Raw genomic sequence first — 17,418 nt, forward strand, 5'->3', positions numbered from 1 at the left:
ACCTCCCGTGCGTCCTCACCGCTACTTGAACGCAACATCGCGATACCCGATTGAAATCAAGCCGCGAATAATCACCATTCGGGTGCAACTTAGGAGAAGGGAAAGAACCACACAGGATGTAGGAAATTTCTTAAATGATGGCGCGTGCCCGAGATTAAATGCCTCCAAGGGGCATGGGCTGCGATCGTTACATGACCGCAGCCCACGCTTTGAAAGCCTTTACTGCCAGCCGAACTTACGGATGTAAAAACCCTTAACCGCTTGGGTCAGCGCCATGTACGCCAGCAAAATCACCGGCAGGAAAATGAAGTACAGCGGTGGCAGCGCCTCCAGTTTGAAGTAGCTGGCCAGCGGCCCCATCGGCAGGAAAATACCGATGGCCATGATCACCCCGGTCATTACCATCAACGGCGTCGCTGCACGGCTTTGCAGGAACGGAATTTTCGGTGTGCGGATCATGTGCACAATCAGGGTTTGGGTGAGCAGCCCGACCACGAACCAGCCCGACTGGAACAGAGTTTGATGCTCAGGGGTATTAGCCTTGAACACGTACCACATCAGGGCGAAGGTCAGCACGTCAAACACCGAGCTGATGGGCCCGAAGAACAGCATGAAACGTCCGACATCCGCTGGCTGCCAGCGTTGTGGTTTTTTCAGCATTTCGTCATCGACGTTATCAAATGGAATCGCGATCTGAGACACGTCGTACAGCAGGTTTTGTACCAGCAGGTGCATCGGCAACATCGGCAGAAACGGAATGAACGCACTGGCGACCAACACCGAGAACACGTTACCGAAGTTCGAGCTGGCGGTCATTTTGATGTACTTGAGCATGTTGGCGAAGGTGCGACGGCCTTCCAGCACGCCCTCCTCCAGCACCATCAGGCTTTTTTCCAACAGAATGATGTCCGCCGCTTCCTTGGCGATATCCACCGCGCTGTCCACTGAAATCCCGATGTCAGCAGTGCGCAACGCCGGGGCGTCGTTAATTCCGTCCCCCATAAAGCCCACCACATGGCCGTTAGCCTTGAGCAAACGCACAATGCGTTCCTTATGAGTGGGTGTCAGCTTGGCAAATACGTTGGTGGTCTCGACCGCAACCGCCAGCTCGGCGTCAGTCATGCGCTCAATGTCATTGCCCATCAGCAAGCCTTGTTGCTCCAGGCCCACTTCGCGGCAAATCTTGGCCGTCACCAGTTCGTTGTCACCGGTCAGCACTTTGACTGCCACGCCATGCTCGGCCAGCGCTTTGAGCGCAGGCGCGGTGCTTTCCTTGGGCGGGTCCAAGAACGCAACATAGCCGATCAGCGTCAATTCCTGCTCATCTGCCAGGCTATAGGTGTCACGGCCCGCAGCCATCGAACGCGCAGCCACCGCGACCACGCGCAAGCCTTCCTCGTTAAAGGCCGCCGTTACCTGGCGAATACGCGCCAGCAGTTCGTCGCTGAGGGCCTCTTCCAGATCGCCATGGCGAACGGTCTTGCACACCGACAGCACTTCTTCGACCGCGCCTTTGCAGATCAACTGGTGCGGCTGATCCTGCTCGGCCACCACCACCGACATGCGGCGGCGGGTGAAGTCGAACGGAATCTCGTCAACCTTGTTGAACGCTGTGCCCACGTTCAATTCGCGGTGCACTTCCACATGCTCCAGCACCGCCACATCCAGGAGGTTTTTCAGGCCTGTCTGGTAGTAGCTATTGAGGTAGGCCATTTCCAGCACGTCGTCGGACTCTTCACCCCACACATCCACATGGCGCGCCAGGAAGATCTTGTCCTGGGTCAGGGTCCCGGTTTTATCGGTGCACAGTACGTCCATCGCGCCAAAGTTCTGAATCGCGTCCAAACGTTTGACGATGACTTTTTTGCGCGACAGAAACACCGCGCCCTTGGCCAGGGTCGAGGTCACGATCATCGGCAGCATTTCAGGGGTCAGGCCCACCGCCACCGACAGCGCGAACAACAAGGCTTCAGTCCAGTCACCTTTGGTAAAACCATTGATGAACAGCACCAGCGGCGCCATCACAAACATGAAGCGGATCAACAACCAGCTGACTTTATTGACCCCGGTCTGGAACGACGTCGGGCCACGGTCGGTGGCCCCGACACGCTGGGCCAGCGCCCCAAAGTAAGTGCTATTACCCGTGGTCAGGACCACGGCGGTGGCGGCACCGGACACCACGTTGGTGCCCATGAACAGAATATTTTCCAGCTCAAGCGGGTTGATGGTCTGGCTGTCAGAGTGGTGCGCAAACTTCTCTACCGGCATCGACTCACCGGTCATGGCCGCTTGGCTGACAAACAAGTCCTTGGCGCTCAAAACCCGGCAATCAGCCGGGATCATGTCCCCAGCCGACAGTACGATCAGGTCGCCCGGGACCAATTGTTTGATCGGCAACTCAATGCGTTGCGCGCCCTTGATTTGCTGGGCCGCGCCGTAGAACTTGCCAAACATCGGCGACGCTTCTGCACTGAAGTCCCGACGCATGACCGTGGCGGTGTTGCTCACCATCGCCTTGAGAGCATCGGCTGCTTTGTTCGAACGGGCTTCTTGCCAAAAACGCAGCAGGGTCGACAGCACCACCATGGTGCTGATCACCACTGCCGCCTGGATGTCATCGGTGGCCAGCGATACCGCCGCGAGCAAGGTCAACAGCAAGTTGAACGGGTTTTTGTAGCAGTGCCACAGGTGCACCCAGCGGCTGAGGGGCTGCTCGTGTTCAATCTCGTTGAGGCCGTGGCGGTCACGCAGTGTCTGCGCTTCGGCTTCACTCAGGCCATCGGTGTGGGTGCCGAGCTTGTCGATCAACGCCGCGCTTTCGGTGTTGGCCGAAGCCACCAGGGTTTGCGCCAGGGTAGGCGGCACTTCACGGCTGACCGTGGTGTTGGTCAGGCTGTCGAGCAATGCCAGACGACGAAAGTGCCGTCCAATGTGGCGAGTGCGTAGAAAGCCTGCGAAGAATTCTTTCAGGGTGTGTTTCATGGTGCTACTCCTGCGCTGCCTGCGTAGTCACCCTGTTCAGCGTGATTACCCAGGCGGCCTTAAACTCGAACCGTCATTCATTTTTTAGTCTCGGTCAGCGGGCCTGATGCCCGCCGTCAATTACTGGCGTACACACAACCTGGTAGGGCTGGGCGGTGCTGGCGACGGCGAATGGGCGTAAAAAAGTGCTTCATGGTGCTTCCCCTAACGGTCAACGCAGCCTGAAGGAGGCACAGCCGAACGTGCGCCCCGTGCCTGAGGCACGCGCGAACGTCGTGTTGCACTACGCAACACGTTTCAGTGTCTAGAGGAGGGCTTCGGGTTCGGGGTCTTAACCCCGTTCAGGATGCCGCTGCTCGCTGGTCAGCAAGCAACGACAGGGGAATCTGCGCGTTATCTTGCCGAGAATACGCCGGTCTTCATAACCGGCCGACTACTGTCACTCGAACTGTACCCACTTAGGATCTGCGCTCTTGATGAAAACGTCGGCAGCTTACTCCCGGCATTTAGGAGAGTAAACCGTAGGAAAGCTTCCGTTTTATGAATCAGATTTATCTTCAGGAAGGGTTCAGTTTGCGCGTACCCACATCTCTGCGTAGCCGTTGACGAGCAGCGCGAGGCTCGTCAACGACTACAACCGGCAGTTATATCGCCGCCGCCAATACCCGCTCATCCGTCAGGCTGCCCTGCTTGTGATGTTGGTCATGGGCGTACAACGAAGCGCAGATTTCTTGCGCGCGGATCGGCAATACCGACAGCAAGGTGTCACTCAAACCATGGCTGGCCTGACAAAAACCCTGCATGTAGATCCCGGCCTTGCAGCGTTTGTCCGTGACGATCCGGTAGTCGCGATCCACCTCAAAATCACCCAGGTATTGCGCCAGCGGCGCCAGCAGATGACGGTGCATTTGCCGCTCATAGCCGGTGGCCAGAATCACTGCATCGTAGTGCTGCTCGCTAACGTCACCGCTGGCGCTGTTGCGCAAGACCAGCTTGACGCCCTGCTCGTCTGGGGTTGCACTTTCAATGCTGGTCAGGCTGCGGAACACATGGCGGGCAATACCGGACACTTTCTGACGATAAAAAATGCCGTAGATGCGCTCGATCAAGTCGATGTCCACCACCGAATAGTTGGTGCTCTGGTACTCAGTGATCAGCCGCTCGCGCTCGGCAGTGCCCTGCTGGTACACCAGATCGGTGAACTCCGGCGAAAACACTTCGTTGACGAACGGGCTATCATCCGCCGGTTTCAATGCCGAACCGCGCAACACCCAATCCACCTGCGCCGACGGGTAGCTATCGTTCAGGTCGATAAACGCTTCGGCAGCACTCTGCCCGCCCCCAATGATTGCGATACGCATCGGCTGGCCTTTAACGCAGGGCTGGCGGCTCATGCGCTCAAGGTACTGGGAGTGATGAAACACCCGCGCATCGTCTTTCAACGCCTTGAAAGCGGCCGGAATGCGCGGCGTACCACCCGCGCTGACAACCACGGAGCGCGTCGTGCGCACATGGTGCTGGCCCTGGCTATCACGGGAGATGACCCGCAGCGCTTCAACCTGCTGCTGGTGCAGCACCGGCTCGATGGCCAGCACTTCTTCGCCATACCGGCTCTGCGCTTCAAAGTGTGAAGCCACCCAACGCAAGTAGTCGTTGAACTCCATCCGGCATGGATAGAAGGTCCCAAGGTTGATGAAATCAACCAGACGGTCGTGGGCTTTAAGGTAATTGACGAACGAATAAGGGCTGATGGGGTTGCGCAGCGTCACCAGATCCTTGAGGAAGGAAATCTGCAGCTCACTCTGGGTCACCAACGTGTTGCCGTGCCAGCGATAGTCCGACTGTTTGTCTAAAAACAGCACATCCAAGGGACCGTGCACCTGCCCGCTCTCTTCCAGGGCGATGGCCAGGGCCAGATTGGAAGGCCCGAAACCGATGCCGATCAGATCATGAACGACGGCCGAAGCGATTGCCTGTGTCATTTCCAGTGTCCTCTGGATTGCCCCTCAACAGAGGGATTAAAAAACCCGTAACCCGACTGTTCTGTTGCAGATCAGCAGGGCGTCTGTTGAGTAGGGACGAGGACACGGAAAAAAAATTTAAGGCGTGTCCCACTGCCGAATTCGAATCCGGCAATGCTTCATGGCATTTACGATGTGCTTCTCGACCACGCTGCGCGACACGCCCAGGCGTTCGGCGATTTCAACGTGGGACAAGCCTTCCAGCTTGCGCAGCAAAAAGCTCTCACGGCACGCCGCCGGCAATTCCGAGAGCGCCTGCTGGATCTGTTGCAGGCGCTGACTCTGGTCCATCAGCAGTTGTGGCGACGGGCTGAAAAAACGCTCTTCGCTGTCCAGCACCTCCAGTGGTTCAGACTGGCGCAAGGCGCTGCGGCGGTGACCGTCGATCACCAGATTGAGCGCGGTGCGATACAAAAACGCCCGTGGCTGCTCAATCGGCTCATCGCTGGTGCGCTCCAGCACCCGTACATAAGCGTCATGCACCACATCTTCTGCCGCTTGAGCATTGCCCAATCTGGCACTCAAAAAGCTCACCAGTTCGCGATAGTAGTTTTCCAACAGGACTCCCGGCCGCAGCAGCGCGGCAACATTCCATGAGCGCAGAAACAGACCGAATGAGTTAGCGGCATGATGATGGCACTTTTGCTGGCGTAATTTATAGTAATTCTCATATAGATTTAAAGCCTGTTGCAAAAACAGCCGGGAAATATTTAGTCACAGACACAGGATTAAACGCCTAAATATCTAGCTAAATCCTTCGTTTACTCAACAGCTCCCCGTGTTTGTCGATTGCTCGACAGCGATTGCCCCGGGCTTTTTGTGCCAGTGCAACGAAGACGGGCCGATCCCCATTGGCCGGAACCCTGAATGAAACGCCCTCGACAGACCCGCCGTGCGCTCTTTATTGCCCTGTTTTTACTGATGGTTGCCGCGTTGGCGGCATGGCCCTTCCTGACCACTGGCCGCGACGCTTATGACACCGTGCCCATCACCCGCGGTGACATTGAAAGCAGCGTAACGGCACTTGGCACGCTGCAGCCTCGGCAATATGTGGACGTGGGCGCGCAGGCCTCCGGGCAGATCAAGACGATTCACGTTGAGGTGGGTGACGAAGTCAAAGAAGGCCAATTGCTGGTCGAAATTGACCCGTCCACACAAAAAGCCAAGCTCGACGCCAGCCGCTATGCCGTTGAAAACCTCACGGCCCAGCTCCAGGAACAGCGCGCCTTGCACGACCTGGCCAAACAGAAATATCAGCGCCAGCAAAACCTCGCCAAAGGCGGCGCCACTCGCGAAGAAGACATTCAGTCAGCACTGGCTGAAGTGCGAACCACCCAGGCCCGAATTGATATGTTCCAGGCGCAAATCCGCCAGGCCCAGGCCAGCTTGCGTAGCGATGAAGCCGAGCTGGGTTACACGCGTATCTACGCGCCCATGGCGGGGACTGTGGTCGCCCTTGATGCGCGCGAAGGCCAGACCCTCAATGCACAACAGCAAACCCCGTTGATTCTGCGCATCGCCAAACTCTCGCCGATGACCGTCTGGGCCGAAGTCTCCGAGGCCGATATCGGCCACGTCAAAGCGGGCATGCAGGCGTACTTCACCACCTTGAGTGGTGGCAATCGGCGCTGGAACAGCACCGTGCGACAGATTCTGCCGGTCCCGCCCAAACCGCTGAATGAAGCCAGCCAGGGCGGCGGCAGCCCGGCCAGCTCGGGCAAAAGCGGCAGTGCGCGGGTGGTGCTGTACACCGTGCTGCTGGATGTCGACAACAGCGACCAGGCGTTGATGGCAGAAATGACCACCCAAGTGTTCTTCGTTGCCGATCAAGCTAAAGACGTGTTGCTGGCGCCGATTGTCGCGCTGCAAGGCAGCACCGAGGGCAATCGGCAGAGTGCAAACGTGGTGACTAAAAACGGCAAGATCGAACACCGCGACATTCGTACCGGTATCAGCGACCGCCTGCGCGTGCAAGTGCTCGAAGGGCTAAACGAGGGTGATCATTTGCTGATCGGCCCGGCCACCGGCAACGGAGGCTAAATGCGTACTCCCCTGATCGAGCTGCAAGACATCCGCAAGGTCTACGGCGGTATCGACACACCTGAAGTTCACGTGCTCAAAGGCGTCAGCCTGTCGATCCACGCCGGTGAATTCGTCGCCATTGTCGGCGCGTCGGGCTCGGGCAAATCCACCTTGATGAACATCCTTGGCTGCCTCGACCGCCCCACCTCTGGGCGCTACCTGTTTGCCGGCGAAGACGTTGCCCACCTCGCCAGCGATGAACTCGCCTGGCTGCGCCGCGAGGCGTTCGGCTTTGTGTTTCAGGGCTACCATTTGATCCCCTCGGCCTCGGCTCAGGAAAACGTCGAAATGCCAGCCATTTACGCCGGTACACCAGCGGCCGAGCGGCATGCCCGCGCCGCCGCCCTGCTCGACCGGCTGGGCCTTGGAACACGCACCGGCAACCGCCCGCATCAACTGTCGGGCGGACAGCAACAACGCGTATCCATTGCCCGCGCGCTGATGAACGGCGGGCACATCATTCTGGCCGACGAACCCACCGGCGCGCTGGACAGCCACAGCGGCGCCGAAGTCATGGCGCTGCTCGATGAGCTGGCCGGCCAGGGCCATGTGGTAATCCTGATTACCCACGACCGCGAAGTCGCGGCGCGGGCCAATCGGATCATTGAGGTGCGCGACGGCGAAATCATCAGCGACTGCGCCAATGGTGCCGCAGCGCCGACCCGCGAAAATCCCAAGGCACTGCAAGCAATTGACCTGCGTCAGCGCCTGAATGAAGGCAGCGAAACCCGGGACGCCTGGAAAGGCGAATTGGTCGACGCCCTGCACGCGGCCTGGAGGGTCATGTGGATCAACCGCTTTCGCACCGCCCTGACCTTGCTCGGCATCGTCATCGGCGTGGCATCGGTGGTGGTGATGCTGGCTGTCGGCGAAGGCAGCAAACGCCAGGTCATGGCCGAAATGGGTGCGTTTGGCTCCAACATCATCTACCTCAGCGGCATGTCACCCCGCCCCCGGGCGCCGCTGGGGATTGTCACGCTCAATGACGTGGCCGCGCTGTCGACCTTGCCTCAAGTAAAGATGATCATGCCCATCAACGGCGCCGAGATCGGCGTGCGCTATGGCAACGTCGACCACACGATGTACACCGGCGGCAACGGCATCGATTTCCCGGCCATTTTCAACTGGCCGGTGGTGCAAGGCAGCTTCTTCAGCCAGGCCGATGAAGACGCCGCAGCCGCCGTGGCGGTGATCGGTAAAAAGGTCCGCGACAAAGTCCTCAAGGACGTGCCCAACCCCATCGGGCAATACATCCTGCTGGAGAACGTACCGTTTCGCGTGGTCGGAATCCTCGCTGAAAAAGGCGCCAGCTCAGCGGATTCAGACAGTGACTCACGCATCGTGGTGCCCTACTCCGCCGCCAGCGTGCGTTTGTTCGGCACGCACAACCCGGAATACGTGGTGATTGCCGCCGCCGATGCGAGCAAGGTCAAACAGACCGAAAAATCCATCGAGCAATTGATGCTCAAACTCCACCACGGTAAACGAGATTTCGAGATTACCAACAACGCCGCGATGATCCAGGCCGAAGCCAAAACCCGCAACACGCTGTCGTTGATGCTCGGCTCAATTGCCGCCATTTCGCTGTTGGTCGGCGGCATAGGGGTGATGAACATCATGCTGATGACCGTGCGTGAGCGCACCCGCGAGATTGGTATTCGCATGGCCACCGGCGCCCGCCAGCGTGACATTCTGCGCCAGTTCCTGACCGAAGCCCTGATGCTGTCGGTGGTCGGCGGTCTGGCAGGCATCACCCTGGCCTTTATCATCGGCGGGGTGTTGCTGCTGTGCGATGTGGCCGTGGCGTTCTCAATGGTTGCAGTCTTCGGCGCGTTTGCCTGTGCGCTGGTGACCGGCGTTATTTTCGGTTTTATGCCCGCCCGCAAAGCTGCCCGGCTTGACCCGGTCACAGCCCTTACCAGTGAATGATCGATTGATGAAGCCGTCTTTGAGTCTGTTGACCACGTGCCTGTTGCTGGGCGCGTGCAGCCAAACCCCGCCGCGCGACGCGCACCCGGTGCAACCGCCCCCGGCCTGGCAATCGCCCCACACGCAGGCCAGCCAACTGAGCAGCCAGCAATGGTGGAGTCATTTCCGTAGCCCGGCCCTGGACCGTCTGATCGCTCAAGCACGGATCGGCAGTTACGACCTGGCTGCAGCCATTGCCCGCGTGCAGCAAGCCCGCGCCACAGCCGTTATTGCTGGCGCCCCGCTGCTGCCCGAAGTGAAGTTCGCCAGCAGCGCCAACCGTGAAAAACTGCTGCGCGGCAAGGGCTACAGCCAATTGGACGCCACCGACAACAACAAGGCAGTGGACTCCTTCGACGCCAACCTGACGGCCAGCTACGAAGTGGACTTTTGGGGCGGCAAAGCCGCAGCCCGTGACAGCGCCTTGCACACGCTCAATGCCAGCCAGTTTGACCAGGCCACCGTCGAGCTGACCTTGCTCAGCGGCGTCGCCAGCAGCTACGTGCAAACCCTGGCCTATGACGAGCAACTGCGCATTGCGCGGCTCAACCTGACCAACGCCCAAAACGTCTTGCACGTGGTCCAGACCCGCTATGACGCAGGCTCTGCCACGGCCCTTGAGCTGGCTCAGCAAAAAAGCCTGGTGGCTGCTCAACAACGGCAATTGCCACTGTTGGCGCAACTGGCCCAGGAAGCCCGTATTACCCTCGCGGTCTTGTTGGGCGAACCCGTGCAACGCCTCACCTTGGGCGACACGGCATTTGCCCAATTGCAGTGGCCAGACATCGGCAGCGGGCTGCCCAGCGCACTGCTGAGCCGACGCCCCGACATTGCCAGCGCCGAGGCCAAACTGGCCGCGGCCTCAGCCGATATCACCGTCGCGCGTGCGGCCATGCTGCCCAGTCTGACCTTGAGCGCGACATTGGGCTCAGGCGCGGACCGCTTTGGCGACATGTTGCGCAGCCCTTTCTACAACCTGACGGCCGGGTTGGCCGCACCGATCTTCAACAACGGCCGCCTCAGCGCAGAACGCGACAAAACTGTGGCGCGTCAGCAGGAGCTGTTGCAAACCTATCACGGGATCATCATCAGCGCCTTTGCCGACGTTGAAAAAGCCCTCAACAGCGCCAGCGGCCTGGACCAGCAACGGCAATGGCAAGACGAAGAACTGCAACAGGCGCAACAGGCCTTCGACATTGCCCAAAGCCGCTACAAAGCTGGCGCCGAAGTCATGCTGACCGTACTGGAAACCCAACGCACGCTGTACCAGGCACAAGACCAGCACGTGCAACTGCGCATGGCCCGCTTGCAAGCCAGCATCGCGTTATACAAAGCGTTGGGCGGGGGCTGGCAGGTGCAATAACAACCAAAAGATCGCGGTGTAGGAGCGAGCTTGCCTCGCGATCTTTTGATCTTCCCTGGGAGCTCACACGGGCTTAACCACCAAATGCCGCGCATACCACGGCCGACGCGGTACCCGGCGCAGCAAGTCGCCAATTTTCTTGTCATCGCCAAAGGTAATGCGCAGCGCGAGCTTCATGGTTTCCGGGTCCATCTCGACGCTTTTGCCCACACTTAACCCCGGTGTGGTGCTGCAACCGTGGGTGTCCGGGCCTAACCACGGGTCATCGATTTCAACCCAGCGCCCCGGCGCAAACCACGGCACACCGTTGACCTCCAGGCGCGTCAACTCGCCGGGATGAAAACGTTCGTGGGCACGAAACCAGTCCTCCAGACGATCATCGATCCAGCCATGAAACCGCCAAAACACCGGGTTGATGTGAGACGAAAACGGGTCCCCCAGAAAATCGTTTTCCGCCACGTACCAACGCGCCGCGAAGTCTGCCGGATCCCGCGCCAAGGGTACTGGCGCGCCGTTGGATGGGTCACGTGGCACCGATGCCCAGCGCATGTGCAACCAGTCATGCAGGCCCAGCTCTACCTCAGAGCCGAATTGACCCAAGGTCAGCGTCGACAGATAGCGCGGGTCCCGATAGCGTGACTCCCAGACTTCGAAGTTGCTGTGATACGTCTCGGCCTGTTTGATGTCACTCAGCCATTGGGTGTAGGTGTCATCGCCCTCTGCCAGCCAGGTCGGCGGCAAGGCGCTGCCATCATGGTTGTCGAAATAACGGGCAAACCCGGCACGGTCGCGTTCAAGCTCGGGCTGCGGCATCGGGAACGAAGGCCACGACGGCAAGTCCTGCATTGAGCGTGCAGCCCTCAGCATGTGCCGATGCATGAAAAAAAAGTCGACGCCCGACCCGTTACGGTCTTTGCGCGGGCCGCGCGCATCGCGCTCCTTGTCACGCTGACCGGGCTGCCAGCCAATACCGCGCAGCGCATTGCGCTTGTCCTCGGACAGCTCATGCCAAGTGTCACGCGAGGCATGCCACAGCTGGTGAAACAAACGATGCTCAGGCGACACCAGCCACTGCAATAACGTGGGGTTGAGCGGGATGCGTTGGCGGGCCTCGGGAAAAGTACGCTTGAGCGCGACAAAACGGTTGTCTTGCTCGGGCAACGCCAGCGCTCGGTCCAGACGCTGCACGCGACCACTCAGGGTGCCACTGCCAGCGTTGCCAAACATGCCCCAGACTTCATCAAGACTGAAACTGAACTCGTAATCTGGCTGGCCGTTGGCGGCGTCGCTGCGGGTCAGGCGCCAGTACATGCGCTTGGGGTCCGGCTCAACCAGGTCAGCCAAAATGCGATAGCGCGGCGTTTGCTCACTGTGCAGCACCTGTGCTGTGTCCAGATAACCGCGCACCCCGCGCCCACGCGGCGCAATATCCAGCCACACTTCAAGGTCATCCGCAGGCAAACCGTCCAGCCCGGCATCACGGCCAGTGAAACGGATCGTCCACAACCCACGCAATTGATCGGCGATCTGCTGGCCCGCCGTGTCCGCCAAATCGACAGTTGCTTCACCGGGCGTAATCGGCTCATCGACCCGGGTCAGCTCGCGATGCCCAAAATACACCGCAGGCGCTGCTGCGCCGGTGATCGCCAAGCCAGCGATAAACCATCGTCGAGAAATCGTCATTGCACTACCTGTCCAAGCCTGAATGCAGGCGTTATCCAAGCTAGAACGTTTGCTCAACGATGAAATTTAACCCGCATGGGGATCGTTCATTCATGCCTTGCGGTCAAGATTGCTTTGCGTGGGCTATGGTTTTTCCCACCGCTCAAGCCGTAGATACTCACCCCATTCTTACGACCACCCAGGAGTTATCCATGACAGTCCCAGCATTCGGCCTCGGCACCTTCCGCCTCAAGGGCCAAGTGGTTATTGATTCGGTTACCAACGCCATTGAACTGGGCTACCGGGCAATCGACACGGCGCAAATTTATGAGAACGAAGCCGATGTCGGCCAGGCCATTGCCAGCAGCGGCGTTGCGCGTGATGAGCTGTATATCACCAGCAAAATCTGGGTCAGCAACTTTACTAAAGACAAGTTGATTCCAAGCCTCGAAGAAAGCCTGAAAAAACTGCGCACCGACCACCTGGACCTGACCTTGATTCACTGGCCTTCACCCAAACATCAAGTGCCGGTCGCAGAATTTATGGGGGCACTGCTAGAGGCCAAGAAACAGGGCCTGACCAAGGCCATTGGCGTGTCCAATTTCACCATCGCGCTGATGAAAGAAGCGATTGCCGCGGTGGGTGCCGAGAACATCGCCACCAATCAGATCGAACTGCATCCCTACTTGCAGAACCGCAAAGTGGTGGAGTTCGCACAAAGCCACGGGATCCATATCACCTCATACATGACCCTGGCCTACGGCGAAGTTCTGAAAGATCCGGTGATTGTCGATATTGCCACACGCCACAACGCCACCCCGGCACAAGTGACCCTGGCGTGGGCGATGCAACTGGGTTATTCGGTAATCCCGTCGTCAACCAAGCGCGCCAACCTTGAGAGCAACCTCAAGGCACAATCGCTCAAGCTGACCGCAGAAGACATGGCGCAGATTGCCCAGCTGGATCGCGGGCATCGCCTGACCAATCCGCAAAGCGTGGCGCCTGAGTGGGATTAAACGCTAAACACCTGTAGCCGCTGCCACAGGCTGCGGCTACCGGATCAATGCACACCAAAGCGCTGCAATTGCATTTCTTGCAAGCGGCTCAAGGTCCGGCGGAAAGCGAACTCCAGGTAGCCCTGGGTATACAACTGGTCCATCGGCACTTGCGCCTCAATACACAGCGGTACTTTGCGGTCGTAGCATTCGTCGACCAGCGCAATAAATCGCCGCACGCTGTCGTCATAGATCGACAACTGCGGCAGATCGCGATCACCCGCCTCGACCTTCACCGGTCCATCTTCCGTACCACGGGCGATCTTGCCCTCGCGTTGCTCGGCACTCAGGCAAGGCACGTCGCTGAGCAAAATCACCGTGTATTGATCACAGATCTGCATAAATTCCGTGGCCGCCAACGGTTGCTCGCACAACTCATGAAAGCTGCACCACAACACCCCCGCACCGGCTCGCACAACGTTCAGCGAGCGATGACCTACAGCAATCGGAGCATCCGAAGTTTCCTTACCTTGTGTCAGCTCCGTGAGCACCTGCCCGATCACACTCGGCTGATCTGCTGCTTTCACCCAATAACGTTGCTGCGCAATGCCGGGATGCAGGCGATGGTCTTCAGCGCCGTCCACCGAGACGACGTCCATGTGCTTGAGAATGGCGGTGATCGCGGGGGCAAAGCGTTCTTTGTTGTGGCCGTGGCTGTACAACTGTTCCGGCGGCAAGTTCGAGGTGCACACCAGCACCACGCCCTCGTCGAACATCACTTGAAACAACCGCCCGAGAATGATCGCGTCGCCAATGTCATTAACGAACAACTCGTCAAAACACAGCACTTTCAGTTCTTTGCCCAAGTCCTTGGCGATGATCTTGAGCGGGTCAGCGACGCCGGTTAGCTGAAACAGCCGTTGATGCACCCATTGCATAAAGTGATGGAAATGCTGACGCCGCGCCGGGACGCGCAAGCTTTCGTAGAACTGATCCATCAGCCAGGTCTTACCTCGCCCGACCGGCCCCCACAGGTACACGCCTTTGACCGAACGAGCCCCTGAGTGCAAGGCCTCGTGAGAGCGCTGCAACACCTGCACCGCCTGCCATTGCGCAGGATCCTGGACAAAACCTTGCTGTTCAACGGCCCGTTGCCAGGCACTGAGGGGGGACTCGACATTCATTGTTGGGTTTGGCTCCTGAATCAGACGCGGCAGTATGCCAGCGGTTTTTGTCCGACAGGCACTTAAACGATTAATTGCTGAGCCGACCCTGCGTAGGAGCGAGCTTGCCTCAAGATCTTTTGATCGTTGAAAAGATCGCGAGACAAGCTCGCTCCTACAGGATTGTTACCGATCCTGCATAAGTGCATGGCAGCATTCGGTCTTTAACCTGCCCGGCAAAACCTTATGATTGAACCACCCCCTAGAAACAACATTGAAACAGGGCACGGTACTTCGTGGCAGACACACACTCAGTGGTCTGGCAACTTCTACCGCCATCCGGCACTTGAAGTCAGTTAGTCGTGATTGTTTTAAGGTCTTATTGAAAATGAAACGTTTGATTGCACTTGCTCTGATGGGTCTGTCTACTTTGGCGATGGCCGACGACCTTAAAGTTGCACAACCCCAACCTGCCGTTGAGCAATACACCTACGCCACCGACCTGGACATTGCCAAAGTCATTAACGTGTCGCCTGTCGCCGATGTGTGTGGAGTGGTTCCGGCAAAAATGACGTACGAAGACCATCAAGGTCAGCGTCACATCATCGAATACCGCGTGATGGGTAACGGTTGCACCAACGGCTAACACCCGCAGCAACCTCAGCCTCAGATCAGCCCCCGCTTGACGGGGGCTTTTTTATGGCTGGGCTCATTGCGATACGCCTCAGCAAACACCTCGGTTATCGACTTACGTGGTGAGCGTTTGATCAACGCTTTGACCTTGGCGCTCAAACGAAGCAGCTCGGCGCTGGGCTTGGCCCATTGCTCGGGCGGTAACGGCTCGGACCATTCGCGCATCGCCTCGGGCAGCACTTTGCGGCCGACCTTGGCGATGCGTTTTATCTCCCATTCCACTAAATGGTTGGGCAAGGTCCATAACGTCATGACGTGGTAGACGTACCAAAAAAAACCGTAGATCCACCCCACTTCTTTCTCCCGGATACGCCGATGCAAACTGGCGCGGGCATTGCGAAACGTGTGCAGGCCTTCATGGGGCGGGTCGCCGGGAGCCTGAATTTCCAGCGGGTCCTGGATGGCGTGCAGATCGTTGAGTTCGTACTCCATGTAACCGCGCACAGCCTCCCAATTGGCAATCGCCAGTTGCAGGGCGCCGCACTGGAATTCGACGCTGACCAGTTCGCCTTCATGCACAAAGCCTATGCCCATCCCATAGTGGCGGGTCACGCCGTATTGAGTCGCGCTTTGGCCTTGAACCACCCAGGCAGACAGGGATTCCCAAGGGACGAACAGCGGTTGTGTGGCGCCGTCGGGCATAAAACAGACTTCACGGCGCTGGCGGTTGAAGCGGGTGGGGATTACTTGGGTGAAGAGTTTGTGGTGGTGGAGCCAGATGGCGAAGCAAAGGGCTGAGGATCCAAGCCACCCACTAATAGCGATAGGCAGTGCTGCGAAGAATGAGTCAATAACTGCATACCACGCATCCTCAAAACCACTGCCGAGAAATACAAAGCCTAGACCGGCAATTAGTGGGATGCCGAAAGCTATCAGACATAGAAAAGTAAACGGCCCGCCCAAATTGATTTGATACGAAAAAACATTCGGCTCACCGCCACCAAAGTCCAAGTAAATGTCGTTGTGATCACTGATATAGGGACAGCACGGATCTGCCGCAGTGGGCAGCGGTAAAGGGGCCAAGTAAGTTTGTCGCCCAGCAAGACAAAGCTCTATATCACCCGATTTTTTTGGGGAGGTTTCCACTGGTTGTTGAGGTGATATCGACTTGGAATTGTTCATTGCAAAGGCTCCATTGCCATGACATCAATCCCTAACAAAGGCATTTCTACGCTCGAATCGAAATGCTGCTTCGCCGGGAGAAAGCACCCGCCTTCAACAGGATTGAAGCGAATACGGTAATTACGTCGAACCAATTGCCCCTCGTCATCTAGCGACTGCAGCACAAGCTCAATCAATAATTCCTCGGAAATATTGCCAATCGTACGCTCAGGAGTACGTGGATAAGTCAGTTTGATCAATAAGGGTGCTGGCCCGCTCTGTTCTTTTTCGGGCTTGCTCACCATTCGATACAACCCTGCCTGCACCTGCTCCACAGGAATATCTCGATCCCCCCAAAGAAAGGTTTGATTGCACTTACTCCAATGGCGCTGTCTACCTGGACATCACTAAAGTCATTAACGTGTCGCTTGTCGCCTATGTAGGTGAAGTAATTCCCGCAAAAATGACTTATGAAGACTATCAAGGGTGGGAGCGGGCTTGCTCGCGATGCTCTCAAGAGCGCCTCATTTACTCGGCAAATACGCATCATCGTTAACGACCATCGCGAGCAAGCCCGCTCCCACAGAGGCAGAAATTGCATAAGTGAACAGCATTGCCGCATACCGGGGGCTCTGTTTGAACAGGTTGCAGCCCAGTGATTTGAGTCGTCATAGCCGCTTAACCACGCTGCCGCGAGTTGGGCTCGCTGCGATACGCCTCAGCAAACACCTCAGTAATAGGCTTGCGCGGTGATCGTTTGACCAACGCTTTGACGTTGGCACTCAATCGGAGCAACTCGGCACTGGGCTTCGCCCATTGCTCGGGCGGCAGCGGCTCGGACCATTCACGCATCGCCTCGGGCAGGGCTTTTCGACCGACCTTGGCGATGCGTTTTATCTCCCATTCCACCAAGTGGTTGGGCAGGGTCCATAACGTCATGACGTGGTAGACGTACCAAAAAAAGCCGTAGACCCACCACACTTCTTTCTCCCAGATACGCCGATGCAAACTGGCGCGGGCATTGCGAAACGTGTGCAGCCCTTCGTGGGACGGGTCACCGGGAGCCTGAAGTTCCAGCGGATCCTGGATGGCGTGCAGATCGTTGAGTTCGTACTCCATGTAGCCACGCACGGCCTCCCAATTGGCAATCGCCAGTTGCAGAGCTCCGCACTGGAATTCGACGCTGACCAGCTCGCCTTCATGCATAAAGCCCATGCCCATCCCGTAGTGGCGGGTGATGCCGTATTGGGTCGCGCTTTGGCCTTGAACCACCCAGGCAGACAGGGATTCCCAGGGGACGAACAGCGGTTGTGTGGCGCCGTCTGGCATAAAACAAACTTCGCGGCGTTGGCGGTTGAAGCGAGTAGGGATTACTTGGGTGAAGAGTT

At 58.0% G+C, this 17,418-nt stretch carries 14 protein-coding genes; 6 read left to right on the top strand and 8 right to left on the bottom strand.

The annotated features are described in order from the left end of the window. Positions 1-219: 219 nt before the first annotated feature. The 3 genes from mgtA to GHO32_RS12165 all read right to left on the bottom strand — a co-directional run bounded on the left by mgtA (position 220) and on the right by GHO32_RS12165 (position 5,561). Positions 220-2,982: a magnesium-translocating P-type ATPase gene (mgtA, locus tag GHO32_RS12155; RefSeq protein ID WP_153333651.1), complete on the bottom strand. Its 2,763-nt coding sequence runs from the start codon at positions 2,980-2,982 to the stop codon at positions 220-222. A gap of 644 nt (positions 2,983-3,626) precedes the next feature. Further along, on the bottom strand, positions 3,627-4,964 hold the full coding sequence (locus tag GHO32_RS12160) for a lysine N(6)-hydroxylase/L-ornithine N(5)-oxygenase family protein (protein ID WP_153333649.1): 1,338 nt from the start codon (positions 4,962-4,964) through the stop codon (positions 3,627-3,629). 117 nt (positions 4,965-5,081) lie between these two features. After that, positions 5,082-5,561 carry a sigma-70 family RNA polymerase sigma factor gene (locus GHO32_RS12165; protein WP_153333647.1) on the bottom strand — a complete coding sequence of 160 codons (480 nt, stop codon included), beginning with the start codon at positions 5,559-5,561 and terminating at the stop codon, positions 5,082-5,084. Positions 5,562-5,870: 309 nt separating this feature from the next. Here GHO32_RS12165 and GHO32_RS12170 point away from each other — a divergent pair, with 309 nt between their 5' ends. The 3 genes from GHO32_RS12170 to GHO32_RS12180 are packed head-to-tail and all read left to right on the top strand — an operon-like array spanning position 5,871 to position 10,416. After that, positions 5,871-7,043 (top strand): efflux RND transporter periplasmic adaptor subunit, encoded by a 1,173-nt coding sequence (locus tag GHO32_RS12170; RefSeq protein ID WP_153333645.1) that lies wholly within the window; start codon positions 5,871-5,873, stop codon positions 7,041-7,043. After that, positions 7,044-9,014, top strand: coding sequence for a MacB family efflux pump subunit (locus tag GHO32_RS12175; protein ID WP_153333643.1), 1,971 nt, complete (start codon positions 7,044-7,046; stop codon positions 9,012-9,014). 7 nt (positions 9,015-9,021) lie between these two features. After that, on the top strand, positions 9,022-10,416 hold the full coding sequence (locus GHO32_RS12180; protein WP_153333641.1) for an efflux transporter outer membrane subunit: 1,395 nt from the start codon (positions 9,022-9,024) through the stop codon (positions 10,414-10,416). Between the two features lie 63 nt (positions 10,417-10,479). Here the strand turns inward: GHO32_RS12180 and GHO32_RS12185 are convergent, their stop codons facing one another. Next, positions 10,480-12,099, bottom strand: coding sequence for a PvdJ/PvdD/PvdP-like protein (locus GHO32_RS12185; RefSeq protein ID WP_153333639.1), 1,620 nt, complete (start codon positions 12,097-12,099; stop codon positions 10,480-10,482). Positions 12,100-12,290: 191 nt separating this feature from the next. Between GHO32_RS12185 and dkgB the strand changes: the two genes are divergently transcribed. Beyond that, positions 12,291-13,094, top strand: a complete 804-nt coding sequence (gene dkgB / locus GHO32_RS12190) for a 2,5-didehydrogluconate reductase DkgB (RefSeq protein WP_153333637.1) — start codon at positions 12,291-12,293, stop codon at positions 13,092-13,094. Between the two features lie 44 nt (positions 13,095-13,138). Here the strand turns inward: dkgB and zapE are convergent, their stop codons facing one another. Continuing rightward, the gene (gene zapE / locus GHO32_RS12195; protein WP_153333635.1) at positions 13,139-14,257 is read right to left on the bottom strand and encodes a cell division protein ZapE; all 1,119 of its coding nucleotides are present in this window, start codon (positions 14,255-14,257) and stop codon (positions 13,139-13,141) included. A gap of 367 nt (positions 14,258-14,624) precedes the next feature. Here zapE and GHO32_RS12200 point away from each other — a divergent pair, with 367 nt between their 5' ends. After that, positions 14,625-14,882 (top strand): DUF2790 domain-containing protein, encoded by a 258-nt coding sequence (locus GHO32_RS12200; RefSeq protein ID WP_153333633.1) that lies wholly within the window; start codon positions 14,625-14,627, stop codon positions 14,880-14,882. Positions 14,883-14,902: 20 nt separating this feature from the next. On the opposite strand, the gene GHO32_RS26855 is transcribed toward GHO32_RS12200, so the two are convergent. Next, on the bottom strand, positions 14,903-15,571 hold the full coding sequence (locus tag GHO32_RS26855; protein ID WP_256665543.1) for a hypothetical protein: 669 nt from the start codon (positions 15,569-15,571) through the stop codon (positions 14,903-14,905). Between the two features lie 476 nt (positions 15,572-16,047). Then, positions 16,048-16,365, bottom strand: coding sequence for a hypothetical protein (locus GHO32_RS12210; protein ID WP_178113883.1), 318 nt, complete (start codon positions 16,363-16,365; stop codon positions 16,048-16,050). Here GHO32_RS12210 and GHO32_RS27210 point away from each other — a divergent pair. Continuing rightward, complete coding sequence (locus tag GHO32_RS27210) at positions 16,296-16,586, top strand: DUF2790 domain-containing protein (protein WP_368668456.1); 291 nt, start codon at positions 16,296-16,298, stop codon at positions 16,584-16,586. The two genes, GHO32_RS12210 and GHO32_RS27210, sit on opposite strands and share 70 nt — an antisense overlap. 122 nt (positions 16,587-16,708) lie before the next feature. Here the strand turns inward: GHO32_RS27210 and GHO32_RS12220 are convergent, their stop codons facing one another. Further along, entirely contained in the window at positions 16,709-17,359 is a 651-nt protein-coding gene (locus GHO32_RS12220) for a hypothetical protein (protein ID WP_256665541.1), read from the bottom strand. Between the last annotated feature and the right edge of the window lie 59 nt (positions 17,360-17,418).

It is taken from the genome of Pseudomonas sp. FSL R10-2189 (assembly GCF_009600325.1).
Taxonomy (GTDB): Bacteria; Pseudomonadota; Gammaproteobacteria; order Pseudomonadales; family Pseudomonadaceae; genus Aquipseudomonas; species Aquipseudomonas helleri.